Source organism: Micromonospora sp. NPDC048907 (genome assembly GCF_055586885.1).
The window spans coordinates 49,422-63,536 of sequence record NZ_JBVJHI010000013.1 but is presented as its reverse complement, the minus strand read 5'-3'; the positions used below and the strand labels follow the sequence as shown (position 1 = coordinate 63,536).

The window sequence follows — 14,115 nt, the reverse complement described above, 5'->3', positions numbered from 1 at the left end:
CGCCTCCACCCTCGGCACAGCCACCTGATGCGAAACCGAACATGCATGCGTGGCGCATGCGGACAACCTCGGCTGCGGCATGGCAAGTCCGCGCCACATCGGGCGATGCGCCGCCAATGCCGCCACGACCAGACCGGCCGGTGGGGACGCGCGAGGGTGAGCGCTGCCGCCAGGACGTACTCGTCGTAAGAAGTCCGCCTCATCGGCTCGCCACAACGGCTGGCTACGTGAGCGGCCGAGTTGGGGAGGTCGAAGGGAGCGCTAGCGCCTCCTCGTACCGCAGCTATCCGATGGCGTGGATGCCCGATCGCAGGGGACGCGCCATACATCCACGCCGGCGAGGACGGCCGACAGCGCCAACCGGGGAAAATCGTCCTCCTCGGCAACCTCCCATAGGTGCCGTTGGGTGAAAGCCTGCCAGGTGTGGGCGTCTTCGTCGCGGAGTAGGTCCCTCACTGCAGTCGAACTCTCATAACGGGGAGGAGAGCGATCTTGAGGTCAGCGGGCGGCCCGGTGGAACTTAATTAGGTCACAATTGTCGGGGTCGCCTTCAAATCGGTACAGCCAGGGCTCTTCTCGGTTGCCGGAGATCCACAGCTGCAGGTCTTCAAGCCTCAAGTCCTCGGTGCTCTCTGAATCGAGATCGAGCGTCCACGTGCCCTCTTCATTGGCCCCGGGAAGATTGCTGGCGCTGTAGCGCCCATCTTCGCCTAGCTCGACTCTTCCACCGTCAAGACTGGTGTAGACCCCTGCCAGGTCTGACTCGGAGATGTCTTCTGGCGGCTGGGGTGCGCACCCGAAGTACCGGCTACATCCTGCGGGGGCCATCAGTACGAGCAAGCTGAACGCCAGGGCCGCGGCGAATCGCGGAACTCTCCCCATCAAAGGCTCCGTCCTGCCCGGCGGATATGCAGCCGGCCGACAGCGGACTCTACAGCCCGCCGCCTACCTGGGAGCACGCTCTGGCCTGCCGTCGGTCAGCACCTCGCGGCCAGGCGACCTCAGACCCCTTCGGTGTGGACGCGGCTGGAGACCACTGACGGCTGTCGCCTGCTCCCAGGAAACCTCAGTCCATGCACGTTGTTCGGAGTCCAGCCACGTCCGGTGTTACCGGTTGCCGTTTCGTTCGCTGCCTCTGTTGCCCCGCGCCTCCGTAACCCGCACGCGCATACGGCGGCCAGATCGCTACGCTTCCCCGGTGACGAATGGTGCCGGAGTGGCATTGGGTATCGAGGCCGCTCGGCGGTTGGCACAGCTGGACCTGGTTCACATCCAGCCAGGGCTCACCGACGCCGAGTTCGTCAGCATCGAGCGACGGTTCGGCTTCGAGTTCGCCGACGACCATCGCGCCTTCCTCGCGGCCGGGCTGCCCGTCTGGACACCTGGGCACGATGACCACCCCGACAAGGCAAGTTGGGGCTGGCCGAACTGGCGCCTCGACTCCGACGCCCTGCAGGAGCAGGTTGACTGGCCGCTCACAATCGCGCTCGACGACATCGAGCAGGGCGAGTGGCCACCCGGGTGGGGCAATCGCCCTCACGACCCCAACCGGCGCATCGCCAAGGCGAAGCGCCTCCTCGCCGACGTTCCTCAGATGGTTCCCGTGTACGCCCACCGCTACCTGCCGGCCGGCCGCGGCTCGTTCGCGCATCCCGTGCTGTCCATCCACCGGCTGACCGACACCATCGTGTATGGCCACGACCTCGCCCACTACATCGATCAGGAGTTCCGACAGCCCAGGGTGACTGTCACCTTCTGGCGTGACTACGTGTGAGAGGTGAGGCTGGCGCGCCTGCTCGACCCCCAGGCAACAATCACGGCCCGATCACCTGCTGCCTTGTTGGCTCTGGGCTGCGGACATGGTCCACGATCGTCCGTGCTCGTCGCATGGTGTCCGACCCGATCGTCACCCAGTTAGTCACCCACGTCACGCAGCATGGTTTCCGCCTCGCGCACCATGTCCTGTTCAAGTTGGGCACGCCCAGCGGCGTTGTCCTCCCACAGGTCGGCCAGGATGGCGAACGTGGCAAGGGGCTCCGGGAATCCTAGAGAGCCGCCATAAGCGGCGATGGCGTGCGCGCCTTCCACCGGCGCGACGGCCCCGGACACCAAACGTCGCGCATACGAGACGACCACCTCCCAGACGGCCTGATCCTCGTCTGGCAGCTCAGGCAGGCCCAACTCGTCGACCACCTGGTCCAGCAGCTCGCGTGCCTCGCGGTACTCGCCTCGGGAGAGCCCAGCGAGTACGCGCAACGATGGACTATCCAGCCCCTCGGCAAGCGCTCGTGCCGCAACCATCGGCAGTTCCTCGCTAGCCATATCACCGGCCAGGACCCGAACCCCGACGTCTCGCATGTTGATCACTTGCCGACCGTGCTTGCTCCGCGGATCCCCGTCCGCCGGGTGCGCCAGACCACACGCTTGTAAGTTCTGGTCGCTCCGTCCGGCGAGGTCCGTCCTCGTCCGCGACCTCGGGCGACTGTCCGTGATCGGCGGTCGGCGCCCGTCCCCGTACCAACCCGTTTCTGTCGACACTCGCTATGCCTCGGATCCAGGAGTCGTGGTGTCGAAGCTGGCTTGCTCGGTGTGGAGGATGGCCGCCCAGCGTCCGCCACGGCGACATCCTTGCTGACCCTCCCGCTGTGCCAGCGGCGGGCGATGCTCAAGCGGTGGGCCATTCGTCAGATCGGCCGTCAAGCTCAAGCGACTGCTCTGCGACGTCATGGAAGGCGTCGTGCGTTTCCCGCTGATCCGCGAACGCCGGACTGAGGTGGACCAACTCCTTCGCTCCACCGAGGCTAACGCCCCGCAAGGTGCGGACCGCCTTGATGCAGGAGAGGATCCCGAACCCTTCCCTGCGCAAGAACGCGATCGTCGCGTCCAGGTCCTCTCCGCCCGCCGTCCTCTGCCGCGCCGCACTGAGCGCCCGCTCGTACTCCTCATCTGCCAGCACGTGCCCAGTATCGTGCGGCCCTGAATCCGGCGTACAGGTCGACTCGTCCGTCGCCCACCAGGTCAGCCACCCGCGCATGGCGGCTGACCAGCCGTTCCTTCGGGCGTTGCTGGTCGTCTCTGGTAATCCCTGGTCGCGTCTGACGGCCCAGGCGGCCCAGAGACGGCCCGGTGTCTCTAGCTCGGCTAGCCGATCGAGGAGCCGGCAAGCGGCCACCGTGCCGTTCAACCATCGCGGACAGGGCTTCCATCCGCGCCTCGGATGCTGGGCCGGGCATGAGTTCGGTAGGCGGATCAGTAGCTGTCGGGGCTGACCTCGTGCATCGTGCCGTCCGGCCCCATGCGGTACATCCGAGGCGGTCCCATGCTCTGTAGTGCCTCCGCGTATGCGGCCTCACGGGCGGCCTGTTCCTTGCCGGACGGGTCGGTCACGCGAAATCCGTGCAGATGAACGGAGTCAGCGTCGATGTCGTCGGGGGAAGGAAGGCCCTCGATGATGAAGCCGAACAACGCATGCAACGCTTCCTCGCCGAGGTCGAGGGGATGGAACGGCAGCGGGTAGGGATCCTGGTTGTGCAAGCCTGGTACTGCCTCGACGGGATGCTCACCGGCCGAGTACGGCAACTCGAAGTCGTACGGCTTGCCGATGTTCTCCTGGATGCCGCCGTCGGGTGACAGGCTCAGCGATCTGATGAGTACGCCGTCCTCCCACACCGCGAAACCGAGCCAGTCCACGACCGAGTGCATCCCGTGCATGATGATTCGCCGGCCCGCTCCGGCTCGGCGCAGGTGCTCCGGTAGCTCAGACGGGCGATCGAGCATGAGCCGTCGATCGCAGTACAGCTCTGCCCCGGCCCGCACGGTGGCGTACGTGAGGTCATCTGGCGGGTAGGTGCCGTCGAGCAACGTGTTGTCATCGGCGGGTTCGACGACGTAGCCGGGGTGGACTTGACGTACCAGTGCCTCGGTCTCGGCTCGCTCAGACCGCGTGGCGCCACGCAGCGCCGGACGGATGTTGCCGTCGGTGAACGCCAGCAGGGCTGTTTTCGCGCCCACGTCGCTCCTCCCAGTTCTGTGACAGGCCACCTCCCGCATGCCACCCGGCGGACATGATCGTTTAGCGGAAGGTGTCACAGACGTCCTGAGACCGATCTGTAACCAACGTTCTGAGACCCGACAGCCTGCCGGCCTCAGAAACTCTGTGACAGATCGAAAGGCCACCATATGGTGCCGGCCAGGCCGCCGCGTGCGGCGGTGGCAGCCACCGTCAGGGGCTGGCTCGGACCGGCGGTCCGATCTCCTGGATACGCCGCCCAGACGGGGATCATGGAAGCGGCCGTCGCCGCTTCCGTGCCACTGACGGGTGGGTCTGCACCGCCCCCGTCGAGCGACAGAGAAGAGGGCATCCAGCGGGACGTGTCACCCCGTCCGGAGACTGATGTGTAACGCAGACGCTCGTCGGCCACGCCAGCGCGGCGTTCCTTGCCGGATCGCTGGACTCGACGTCGGAGATGCCGAGCGGCTTTCCTGCCGCTGATGCGGCCACGCCCGCCGGCCTTCGATCAACTCAAACGCCGCGGCGAATTCCTCGGCAACTGACGCACCACCCGGTCAGGTGCCGGGCGGCACAGGTGGCGGCGGTGCTCCGTCGGCGGTCGCCGGTGCTGACGCCGGCAGGTCGAGGTAGGCCAACAGCCGCAGAACACCGGCGAGGTGTTGCAGGTCGTGCCAGAGCACCGGCATCTCGCCAGCCGGACGGCGCAGCAGTGCATGCAGCTCCGCCACATCGTCACTGCTCTGCCCGACGTCAATCCCCACCGCCGGGTCATGCCCCAGCTCGAACGCGGACCGCAGGTCGACGTTCCAGTAGAGGTCGACACCAACCCCCAACGGGTCGAGTTCCGCCCCGAACCGCTCCTCCACCGCGTCCAGCAGCAGTCCGCACACCTGGCGAAGGTCCTGGACCCTCAGCACGTCCGTCACGTTCGCCATCCTCCTCGGCAGTGCCCCACCCACAACGACCGCGGTTGCTGCAACTGCTGTACGGGCAGCAAAAGGCCACCCCCAACGAATGGGATGGCCTTCTACCTGTGTGGGCAATACTGGGCTCGAACCAGTGACCTCTTCGGTGTGAAGCAGGACGCTGCACCGACTCTGACCTGCGGAAACGAGAACTCGCAGGTCGCGGTGGGTGCATTTAGACGCCGTTCAAGCCCGTTGAGTGCTGTTCCATGCCGTTGAGCGCACCCGCCTGCTCCCATCCCGCTCCCCCGGTCCCGGCATGAGACCGGTGTCGGTTAACCAGCGGCGGTGGACTGCTGCCGCGCAGGCCGGCACCGGCATGGTCGCCGGATCCGGGGCGATTGGCCGTCGGCTGAGATGCGGTCGCTACCTTGGCGTCACCGCATCCTGCACTCGTAATCCGCTCCCTACGGACGTCAGCACCAGGCGTCCGCCGCGCCAGTCACGCCTCCTGCATTCACCGCACCACGCACACCGCGATGGCCGACCGGATACTGAACGTGACGAGCCCAGCACGCACCAGAGCGGGAGAGGCGCACGCGCGGTCTTGGTCAGCACAGCTGATCGAACTGTCACACGTACGAAGGCCGGCGCGGGTCCAGCAAATCGGTGACGCGGCCACGGCTGAGAACCTCGATGAGTGCGTCGGTACCGTGTTCGACCTTGACCGCTATCCGCCGCGGGTGCAGCGGGATCAGCTGCAGTCCATCCACGCGAAACTGGTAGCCACCTCTGCTGGCGCCTGCGCCTATGCGGGGCGCCACACCCTCGCCGTCAGCCATCTGTACCGCCCCGTCCGGTGTTCGACGGCGCTTCGCGGACCAGGCGTGGACCACGACGCCCACGATCGAACCCTGAACCCACTTCCACTGCTGAAAATCAACCTCAATCGGACGGATCTGCTGGTTGACCTGCGGCAAGCTTGGCGACAGTTGACAGCATCTGTCGCCACTCATCGTCGTCACTTGTGCCGGATTTGTACCCGACGATCTTGCGCTGACACACAGCCCGTGCTGCCCCGTGGTATTCCCGGTCTGGGCCCATAGGTCTGCACAGAGACCTTGATCAACATACGACCGAGGACTAGCGTGCTGCGCGCGCAGTTGTTGCGTACGCGAACCATCCCTGAGGGAGACCCTATGACCGCGCGCCGAACGGCTCGCCACCTCCTACCCTGGGCCACCACCGCCCTGCTCACCGCCGCCGTCACAATCCCTGCCGCCGCAGCACACGCCTCCACTGGCAGGCACAAGGTGTCGCTGACAACGGCTACGGCCGCCGCCGACAGGGACCTCAACGGCGATGGCATCCCGGATCTCCTCACGGTCGGCGGGACGTCCGGTCTCGCCTCCGGGCTGTGGCAGGCCACCGGCGTCATGGGCGACGACAGCGCCACCGGGACCGGACGGGTCAACACGCCCGCGCTGAACATCGGAGCCAACGGCAACAACATCTTCCTCGACAACGTGCCATCCGACTTCGACGGCGCACAGGTCATCACCGGAACCTTCACCGGTCGTGGAGTCCAGGACGTGCTGGCCTACTACCCCTCCGGCAACAGTGCCGGCGGCGCGGTGATCCTTGATGGGACCGGCGACGGCTCAGTTCTGCAAAGCCAATTCGACGAGAACGCGGCCCCAATAAGCCCCGGCACGTTCACCGACAACAACGGCGCCAACCCGCTGCAGTTGGCCAACGCCTACAACGCCTCCGGGAACAACTACCTCTACCCCGACCTCATCGGGATCAGCGGGGACGCCGCCACCGGCTACTACCTGGACTACTACCCCAACTACAACGGCACCGGCGGCTACGCGTATGTCGCCCAACTCAACACGGCCACACCGACCGGCGGCCACGACTGGAACACCTGGACGATCGCGTCCACCCAGCTCTCGTCCGGTACGGCCATGTTCCTGTGGAACCAGTCGACCGGGCAGCTGTACCTGTGGGAGGGCGTTACCTTCACCGATAACGGCGACTTCACCGGCACGCTCGCGTACACCCAGTACCAGATCTCGACCAACTGGAACCGGGACACCACGCTGTCCGCTCTTGAAGCCGCCGACATCAACGGTGACGGCGTACCGGATCTCTGGGCCGTCACCCCAGCCGGCGCCGTCACGGCCTACCTGATCTCGGACCTGTCAACTACCCGGGCCGCGACCGTACGAACCAGGAAGCCGCAGACCTTGTCATAACCCGCCGCGCGAGGACCACATGGGACGGATGTGGTCCTCGCGTCGCGACATGAGCTCGCGAACCAGATCACTCTGCGTCGCTGGCGACCCAGAGGCGGACTCCCGGTCGAGGGGCCCGGGCAAGCCGCGTCGGCGACGAGGGCCGTCGGCTCACGAGCAGGATCGCACCGCAGAGCGCGGCCAATGCGTCCAGCGTTGGCCACGCGTGGACATGCCGCGAAGCGTGCGCCCGCCGCGCCCGGCCCTTCTCCAGACTCGCCGGTCTCATGAGACACCGTTGGTCCGAGGTTCAGAGCGTCCCGACAGTAGCGGCGGACAGCCCGATCAGATCCACTGGATGACTACGCCAGCTGACGACAGCGCGTTACCAAGACGAGGGGCGGAGCGCCTGGATCGCGGAATAGAAAGACGTCCTTGCCCAAGCGCAGGGTGACCCTCCCTCGTCTGTCCCGTCGCTGGCCGACCGTCGGTGACTTTCCCGTGGCACGGGTGGCCTGTGGAACAGGTAGTCGCCCGGCTCATTCGACAGCCGGCCCCGGCCGGTGCAGGGGACAGGCTGGCGGTAGCGGCTGGGAGATCATGTGCCGAGGCAGTTGACCTTGACGCAGGGTCAATCTCTCAACATGGGTGACATGACCACGAAAGAAACCAGTGCGACGGAGGTCGCCGGACTACGCAAGTCGGGTGGCCATCACGGCGACGATGGGAAGCCGGCGGAGAGTGGCGACAGGGCGGCACGGCACTTCACTATTCACCACGACGGTGTCACGATCCCGGTGTCTCGCGGCGGCCGGGGACGGCCGCTCGTTCTGTGCCCCGGGCTGAACTCGACGCAGGCAGACCTGCAGGAGCTGACCGAACTGCTGCGGCACGACCACGACGTGGTGACCTTCGACCTGCGGGGCCATGGCCTCGCCTCGGCCGCCGACCGGTACTCCTTCGAGGCGTTCCTCAGCGATCTCGCCGCCGTCATGGCCGAGCTGGAACGCGTTGACCTGCCCTCTGCGCCCGTGCTTGTGGGCTACTCGCTGGGTGCGGATCTGGCCGTGCACTATGCCTCCGAGCATCCTGGCACCGTCGCTGAGCTTGTTCTCATCGACGGGGCGAACCCGGTGCCCGAACCGTTCATCACCGAGGCCGACGTGCCGGCGTTTCTCGTGATGTGGGAGGAGCTGGCGGCGCAGCAGGAGGCCATGCGGGGTACCGCGCGTCAGGTGTTGCTTACCGCCCGAGAGATTCTCGACCTGAACGTCGAGATCGATGCAGTTCGATCCCGGGTCCTCCATCGATACAAGACGATCGACCGGCCCATCAGCATGATCATGTCGACCTCGATGGCCGGCGACAGCGGCGAGGAACATGCGCTGCGGTTCAACCAGAACTGGCGTGTCGGCGTCGAGCGGCTTCTCCGCGAGCAGCCGCACATCGCCACGTTCTGGCTCGACGCCGACCACCAGTTGGTCTTCACCCACGCCGCGGAGATCGCCCGAATCATCCGGGGCGCACAAAGCACAGCCGGCCTGGCCGACTCCTTGAATACCCTGTAGAGACTGGTCTGATGCTGACTATCGGTGAGCTGGCGTCGTATGCCGGGTGACCCGTGCGTACGGTGAGGCACTATCACGCCAAGGGGTTGCTGCCAGAGCCGGAGCGGGACCACTCCGGCTACCGCAGGTACGACGCCGGCGCCGTGGTCGAGCTGATCAAGCGCCGGAGTTCGCCAAATATTTGCCAAGTCGGCGGGCCGGCCGCTGTCGTCCCGACTCGCGCTACGTCGCTGCCAGGCAGGAGGTGACCCAGACCTACGCCGAGCGTGCGGTCGGGCAGTTCCTCGTCTTCTTGAAGGCGTACGCCGACCGTGTGGACCAGCCCGACTTCGGGATGCCTCTGCCGACCGGCGAGTCCTACCGGGTCGTGCCCACCCGGCCGGTCGACGCCGTATGGCATGCAACCCTCCAGATCAGCGAGCCCTACACCGCCGTCTGCAAGGAGATCGCCGGCCACTACGTACACCACCGGCCGATCCTGACCGAGGCCATGCAGGACGGCAGCGCCATCACCTACACACTCGCGGCGCTGCACGACACCGGCTACCGGGTCGACATGGAATTCTGGGGTGGTGAGGCCGAGTCCTGCTGCCCGCCGAACCCGCCTCAGCCCGGCAAGTAGCAGAGAAGAGAGCCGATGCGTAGCGACTGGACCGCTCTGCCTGAGAGTGTCACGGCAGGGATCGCCGAACGGATCGGCGGAGCCTTCGACGTAACCCCGGCTCCCAGTGGCAACCACGCGGAGATCGCCTCGACGGTCACCGGGCCCGCCGGACCGGTCTTCGTCAAGGCGGCCTTGGGAGAGTTGAACGTTCGGTCACTGCGCTACGAGCTGACGGCAACCCGGGCCATCGACCGGCACCCACCCGCAGTTCTGTGGCACTTCGAGTCAGATGGCTGGCTGGTGGTGGGGACCGAGCATCTTGCCGGTCCCCACCCCGACCTGTCACCCGGCAACGCGGATCTCGATCTGCTCGCAGTCACGCTGAAGGCACTTCAGGAGACTCCCGCGCCGGGCGAGCCATGGTTCACCCCGACAGCCCGACTCGGGTTCGCCCACCCGGCGATGGACGGCGAGACACTCATCCACTCCGACCTCAACCCGGCCAACCTGATCGTGACCACACACGGCCTACGGATCGTCGACTGGGCGTGGGCAACCAAGGCCGCACCATGGGTCGAACTCGCGTTGCTCGTCCAGTGGCTGATCGGCAGCGGCCACAGCGCCGAACAGGCAGAAGAATGGCTAGCGCAGTTTCCCGCATGGACGGCGACTGACCGCGACGTCCTGGACAACTTCGCGTCAAGGAACGCATCGAAATGGTCGGCGAAGTCCCGGCAGAGCACCGAGAGCTGGGTACACGACCTCGCGATGTGGACCGGCGAGTGGGCGGCCCACCGGACCGACGGCCACCAGTCACACCGGTGAGCCATAGCGGGCCACCAGTTCGTCAGGCGCGTGCCGGTCACGGTACCTCCGGCTCCACGATCAGCCGGCGGGCGCGGTCCGGGACGGTAACCAGTACCGCCGCCGGGCGGCCAACGGCGGTGGACAGCTAAGCCGAACCGCCTGCTCCCAATTTAAGGGGCAACAGCGCGGAAGCCCGTTACCGGCCGAACCGGTGACGGGCTTCCTACCTGCGTATATCTATGGTGGGCGATACTGGGATCGAACCAGTGACCTCTTCGGTGTGAACGAAGCGCTCTCCCGCTGAGCTAATCGCCCTCAGCGCCGATGACTCTACCTGATCGAGACCGCGGACCAAAAACCGGGTCTCAGTGCGTCGCGAGGTAGTGCAGGGCCCTCGCCACGAGGTCGATCCCGAGGCTGTACTTGAGCGACAGCCACAGCACGACCGACACGAACACCAGCCCGGCGGCCCCCAGGGCGCACCGCACGGGCAGCGACCGGCTGGTCGCCCACCGTGTCCACGCGTTGACGTGCCGGCGGGTGAAGGCGAGCAGCCGTCGCGCCCAGTGGAACTCGACGGCCCAGACGCCGAGGCCGGCGATCACCAGCAGCCAGCCGGGGCCGGGCAGCGGGATGAGGGCGATCCCGATGGTGACGACGATGGCGCCGAGCAGGCCGATGAAGATCTTGAGGGCGACCCGGCCGGTGGGATTGGCCCGGATCAGTTCGAGGGTGGTGTGCAGGCGCCCCCGCCATCCGGTGTGGCGCCGCTCGGCGACAGCGGTCCCCGGACCCCCTTCGACAGGCACCTCGTACCCCCGACTTTTGGCTGCTCGGGCCGCACCTTTCGGTGGGCCGGCCGTGGTCCTCGCTTCCACCGAGGAACCCCTCGTGACCATTTCCACCCCCAGTGTCGCCCGGGACCGTCACCCCTGCTGAGGACTGGACGTTACCGGAGTAAGTCGACGACTGAACCACCCGTTGCCGGGCGGGATGACGGATCGGGCGGAAGCGGAAATCCTACAAGAATTTTCATGTTCTCGAAGGCTTTCCGACCCCCTTCCCACCACTGGGTGAAGTCAGCGTATGGCGGAGCGTAGCCAGGAGCAGCACCTGAGTATGGGAAAAGCGGGACACGCGCGTTCCGCAGCGGTGCCGGGGGGAGAACGTCCATGAGTGTCATCCGACCGACGACCGTAGAGGTCGAGACGTCGCTAAGGCTCGTCGCGCCTGACGCCACCGCCTTGCCGGTGCGTGCCAGTCTGCGTTACGACCCTGCTGACCCGTATGCGGTCCATGTCCTGTTCCACGCCGAATCCGCCGGCGGCGAGGCGGTGAGCTGGTCGTTCGCGCGCGAACTGCTGGTCACCGGTCTCGACGAGCCGGCCGGCATCGGCGATGTCCGGGTCTGGCCGTGGGCCACCCCGCGCGGCGACTTCGTCGCGCTCGCGCTGTCGTCGCCGGACGGCAACGCCCTCTTCGAGGTCCCGCGCAGCGTGCTCGTGCGCTTCCTGCGCCGGACCTACGTCGTCGTCCCGCGCGGCCGCGAGGCCGAGCACCTGGACGTCGACACGGCGGTGAACCGGCTGCTCGCCGGCCGCTGACACGGCACACCCGGGGCCGCGCGGATCTGCCGAGTCCGCGCGGCCCCGGGCCGTCATTCCCGGGGTACGCCTCAGCCGTGCGTGGTGATCCCACCGTCGACCGGGATCACCGCCCCGGTCAGGTACGCGCCGGCGCGCGACGACAGGTAGATCGCCGTGCCCGCCATGTCCTCGGGACGCCCGATGCGGCCCAGCGGCACCTGCTGCTCGATGGCGGACCGGGAGGCCGGGTCGTCCAGCGCGAAGGCCATCATCTTGCTCTCGAACGGCCCCGGCGCGATCGCGTTGACGGTGATCTGCTCGCCGGCGAGCTGGTGGGCGAGGCTGCGGGTGAGCATGTGCACGGCCGCCTTGGTCGCCGAGTAGGCGTACACCTCCATCCAGGGCACCCGGATGCCGTCGATCGAGCCGATGTTGATCACGCGGGCCGGGTCGTCGGGGGTCGCCGCGGCGCGCAGCGCGGGCAGCAGCGCGGTGGTGAGCCGGAAGACGGCCTTGACGTTGACCGCCCACAGTTTGTCGAACGCGGCCTCCGGGTAGGACTCCAGCGGCGCGCCCCAGGTGGCGCCGGCGTTGTTGACCAGCACGTCGAGCCGGTCCGTGCGGTCCCGCACGGCCTGCGCCAGCCCGAGCGCGCCCCCGTCGTGGCCGAGGTCGGCGGGGATGGCCTCGCAGTGCCCCTCGGCGGAGAGCTCCTTGGCCACGGTCTCGCAGACGTCGGCCTTGCGCGAGGAGATGATGACCTTGGCGCCGGCGCGCACGAAACCCCGGGCGATCATCAGGCCGATCCCCCGTGAGCCGCCGGTGACCAGCACCGTCTTGCCTTCGACCGAGAACAGATCCGTCATGCCCATCCCATCGCCGGTGTGCGGGGCCGCGGGTCGGTCGGGCGACCCCGGCGCTACCGATCGGTAACCTAACCGTCCCTGGTCAGTGCCGACAAGACCGGCCGGAACCGTCGGGATGCAACGTGCGCGCCGGGCGGTTACCGTCGGGACGATGGTCACTACCGGTCAGCCCTCCCCGGCAATCCGCACCGACCTGTCCGCTCCCGTCGACGCCGACGAGATCGTCACCGGTGCGCTCGCCGGCCTGGCGCCCGCGTCCGGCTGGTCCCGGCCGGTCCTGCTCGACGCCGACCTGCTGATCCTGGTCACCCACGGGCACGGCACCGCCGAGCTGGACTTCCGCGCGCTGCCCTGCCGCCCGGGCACGCTGCTGCGCGCCCGCCCCGGTCAGGTGCTGCGCTGCCTCGGCCCGCAGCTCGACGCCACGGTGGTGCGGTGGGGTCCGGAGACGCTGCGCGGCCTGGACGTCGACCCGGACGCGGTGCCCGCGTACCGGCAGCTGGCCGGCGAGGACGAGGACGCGGTGATCAGCGAGGTGACCCAGCTGGCGGTGGACGCCGACCGGCACGCCGGCGTTCCGGCCGCGGTGGCGCTGCTGCGCCACCAGCTCGCCGTGCTGCTGCTGCGGTTGAGCCTGCTGCCCGGCGCCCGGGAGCGGACGACGCCGCGGTCCGAGACGGAGACCTTCCGCCGGCTGTGCCGGGAGGTGGAACGCGGCTACCGGCACACCCGGCGGGTGGAGGACTACGCCGCCCAGCTCGGCTGCTCGGTGCGTACCCTCACCCGGGCCTGCCTGGCGGTGACCGGACGCAGCGCCAAGCAGGTGATCGACGAGCGGGTGGCGTTGCAGGCCAGCCGGCTGCTCGCCGCCACCGACGAGCCGATCGCCCGGATCGGCCGCCGGCTCGGCTTCCCGGAGCCGACCAACTTCGGTCGGTTCTTCACGCGGGAGGTGGGGGTGAGCCCGGGCGCCTTCCGGGCCGCCCGGGAGCAACCACTGCCCGTCCGCATGGTGCGCCCTCGCCCGCCCGCCGACTCCCCCGCCCCCGCCGGGCGGGCATGATGGCAGGGTGCAGATCTCCGCGCGCGGCGACTACGCGGTCCGGGCCGCTCTGAGCCTGGCCACCGCGTACCCCACCCTGGTGTCCACCCAGGCCATCGCGGCCGAGCAGGACATGCCCCGCAAGTTCCTCGAGGCGGTCCTGGCCGACCTGCGCCGGGCCGGCATCGTCCGGGCCCAACGCGGCGCCGAGGGCGGCTACACGCTGGCCCGCCCGCCGCGCGACATCACCATCGGGCAGATCCTGCGCGCCGTCGACGGCCCCCTCGCCGGGGTACGCGGGCTGCGCCCCGAGGAGACGCGGTACGAGGGCGCGGCGGAGAACCTGCCCCGGCTCTGGGTGGCCGTCCGCGCCGCCGTCCGGCAGGTGGTCGACGAGGTGAGCCTGGCCGAGATGGCCAGCGGGAAGCTCCCGGGGCACGTCCGCAAGCTGATCGCCCGCCCCGACGCCTGGGAGCCCCGCTGAC

15 protein-coding genes, 1 tRNA gene and 1 pseudogene are annotated in these 14,115 nt (G+C 68.0%); 9 read left to right on the top strand and 8 right to left on the bottom strand.

Translation table 11 applies throughout. The features are described from left to right. The first annotated feature begins 1,198 nt into the window (after positions 1-1,198). On the top strand, positions 1,199-1,774 hold the full coding sequence (locus ACZ6PY_RS29935; RefSeq protein WP_466078483.1) for a hypothetical protein: 576 nt from the start codon (positions 1,199-1,201) through the stop codon (positions 1,772-1,774). Positions 1,775-1,914: 140 nt separating this feature from the next. On the opposite strand, the gene ACZ6PY_RS29930 is transcribed toward ACZ6PY_RS29935, so the two are convergent. The 5 genes from ACZ6PY_RS29930 to ACZ6PY_RS29910 all read right to left on the bottom strand — a co-directional run bounded on the left by ACZ6PY_RS29930 (position 1,915) and on the right by ACZ6PY_RS29910 (position 5,897). After that, on the bottom strand, positions 1,915-2,367 hold the full coding sequence (locus tag ACZ6PY_RS29930) for a hypothetical protein (protein WP_466078480.1): 453 nt from the start codon (positions 2,365-2,367) through the stop codon (positions 1,915-1,917). Positions 2,368-2,665: 298 nt separating this feature from the next. Further along, positions 2,666-2,956 carry a hypothetical protein gene (locus ACZ6PY_RS29925; protein ID WP_466078477.1) on the bottom strand — a complete coding sequence of 97 codons (291 nt, stop codon included), beginning with the start codon at positions 2,954-2,956 and terminating at the stop codon, positions 2,666-2,668. Positions 2,957-3,249: 293 nt separating this feature from the next. Then, positions 3,250-4,011, bottom strand: a complete 762-nt coding sequence (locus tag ACZ6PY_RS29920; RefSeq protein ID WP_466078475.1) for a DUF6928 family protein — start codon at positions 4,009-4,011, stop codon at positions 3,250-3,252. 555 nt (positions 4,012-4,566) lie between these two features. Beyond that, on the bottom strand, positions 4,567-4,947 hold the full coding sequence (locus tag ACZ6PY_RS29915) for a hypothetical protein (protein ID WP_466078472.1): 381 nt from the start codon (positions 4,945-4,947) through the stop codon (positions 4,567-4,569). Between the two features lie 602 nt (positions 4,948-5,549). Beyond that, positions 5,550-5,897 carry a hypothetical protein gene (locus tag ACZ6PY_RS29910; RefSeq protein ID WP_466078469.1) on the bottom strand — a complete coding sequence of 116 codons (348 nt, stop codon included), beginning with the start codon at positions 5,895-5,897 and terminating at the stop codon, positions 5,550-5,552. 219 nt (positions 5,898-6,116) lie between these two features. On the opposite strand from ACZ6PY_RS29910, the gene ACZ6PY_RS29905 reads away from it, so the two are divergent. The 5 genes and pseudogenes from ACZ6PY_RS29905 (at position 6,117) to ACZ6PY_RS29885 (ending at position 10,154) form a co-directional block, all read left to right on the top strand. Beyond that, positions 6,117-7,178: a hypothetical protein gene (locus ACZ6PY_RS29905; RefSeq protein ID WP_466078466.1), complete on the top strand. Its 1,062-nt coding sequence runs from the start codon at positions 6,117-6,119 to the stop codon at positions 7,176-7,178. A 632-nt stretch (positions 7,179-7,810) separates the two neighbouring features. After that, entirely contained in the window at positions 7,811-8,725 is a 915-nt protein-coding gene (locus ACZ6PY_RS29900; protein WP_466078463.1) for an alpha/beta hydrolase, read from the top strand. 53 nt (positions 8,726-8,778) lie between these two features. After that, positions 8,779-8,937: pseudogene (locus tag ACZ6PY_RS29895) on the top strand (MerR family DNA-binding transcriptional regulator); the annotation flags it as partial. 32 nt (positions 8,938-8,969) lie between these two features. Then, a complete protein-coding gene (locus ACZ6PY_RS29890; RefSeq protein ID WP_466078460.1) occupies positions 8,970-9,347 on the top strand; it encodes a glycine-rich domain-containing protein in 378 nt (125 codons plus the stop codon). 15 nt (positions 9,348-9,362) lie between these two features. Further along, positions 9,363-10,154 carry a phosphotransferase family protein gene (locus tag ACZ6PY_RS29885; RefSeq protein WP_466078458.1) on the top strand — a complete coding sequence of 264 codons (792 nt, stop codon included), beginning with the start codon at positions 9,363-9,365 and terminating at the stop codon, positions 10,152-10,154. Positions 10,155-10,376: 222 nt separating this feature from the next. On the opposite strand, the gene ACZ6PY_RS29880 is transcribed toward ACZ6PY_RS29885, so the two are convergent. Next, positions 10,377-10,451, bottom strand: a tRNA-Val gene (locus tag ACZ6PY_RS29880). 50 nt (positions 10,452-10,501) lie between these two features. After that, positions 10,502-11,035, bottom strand: a complete 534-nt coding sequence (locus ACZ6PY_RS29875; RefSeq protein WP_466078455.1) for a TIGR02611 family protein — start codon at positions 11,033-11,035, stop codon at positions 10,502-10,504. 273 nt (positions 11,036-11,308) lie between these two features. Between ACZ6PY_RS29875 and ACZ6PY_RS29870 the strand changes: the two genes are divergently transcribed. Further along, positions 11,309-11,740, top strand: a complete 432-nt coding sequence (locus ACZ6PY_RS29870; protein ID WP_007457244.1) for an SsgA family sporulation/cell division regulator — start codon at positions 11,309-11,311, stop codon at positions 11,738-11,740. 71 nt (positions 11,741-11,811) lie between these two features. Here the strand turns inward: ACZ6PY_RS29870 and ACZ6PY_RS29865 are convergent, their stop codons facing one another. Next, positions 11,812-12,588, bottom strand: coding sequence for an SDR family oxidoreductase (locus tag ACZ6PY_RS29865; protein WP_466078452.1), 777 nt, complete (start codon positions 12,586-12,588; stop codon positions 11,812-11,814). A 193-nt stretch (positions 12,589-12,781) separates the two neighbouring features. On the opposite strand from ACZ6PY_RS29865, the gene ACZ6PY_RS29860 reads away from it, so the two are divergent. Both ACZ6PY_RS29860 and ACZ6PY_RS29855 read left to right on the top strand, forming a co-directional pair. Beyond that, a complete protein-coding gene (locus ACZ6PY_RS29860; protein ID WP_466078584.1) occupies positions 12,782-13,651 on the top strand; it encodes a helix-turn-helix transcriptional regulator in 870 nt (289 codons plus the stop codon). 7 nt (positions 13,652-13,658) lie between these two features. Then, positions 13,659-14,114 carry an RrF2 family transcriptional regulator gene (locus ACZ6PY_RS29855; RefSeq protein WP_262284371.1) on the top strand — a complete coding sequence of 152 codons (456 nt, stop codon included), beginning with the start codon at positions 13,659-13,661 and terminating at the stop codon, positions 14,112-14,114. Position 14,115: the final 1 nt, after the last annotated feature.

Coding starts and splice junctions, on each gene's coding strand:
- ACZ6PY_RS29915 (WP_466078472.1), bottom strand. CDS start 4,947: ATGGCGAACGTGACGGACGTGCTGAGGGTCCAGGACCTTCGCCAGGTG.
- ACZ6PY_RS29905 (WP_466078466.1), top strand. CDS start 6,117: ATGACCGCGCGCCGAACGGCTCGCCACCTCCTACCCTGGGCCACCACC.
- ACZ6PY_RS29885 (WP_466078458.1), top strand. CDS start 9,363: ATGCGTAGCGACTGGACCGCTCTGCCTGAGAGTGTCACGGCAGGGATC.
- ACZ6PY_RS29875 (WP_466078455.1), bottom strand. CDS start 11,035: ATGGTCACGAGGGGTTCCTCGGTGGAAGCGAGGACCACGGCCGGCCCA.
- ACZ6PY_RS29865 (WP_466078452.1), bottom strand. CDS start 12,588: ATGACGGATCTGTTCTCGGTCGAAGGCAAGACGGTGCTGGTCACCGGC.
- ACZ6PY_RS29870 (WP_007457244.1), top strand. CDS start 11,309: ATGAGTGTCATCCGACCGACGACCGTAGAGGTCGAGACGTCGCTAAGG.
- ACZ6PY_RS29900 (WP_466078463.1), top strand. CDS start 7,811: ATGACCACGAAAGAAACCAGTGCGACGGAGGTCGCCGGACTACGCAAG.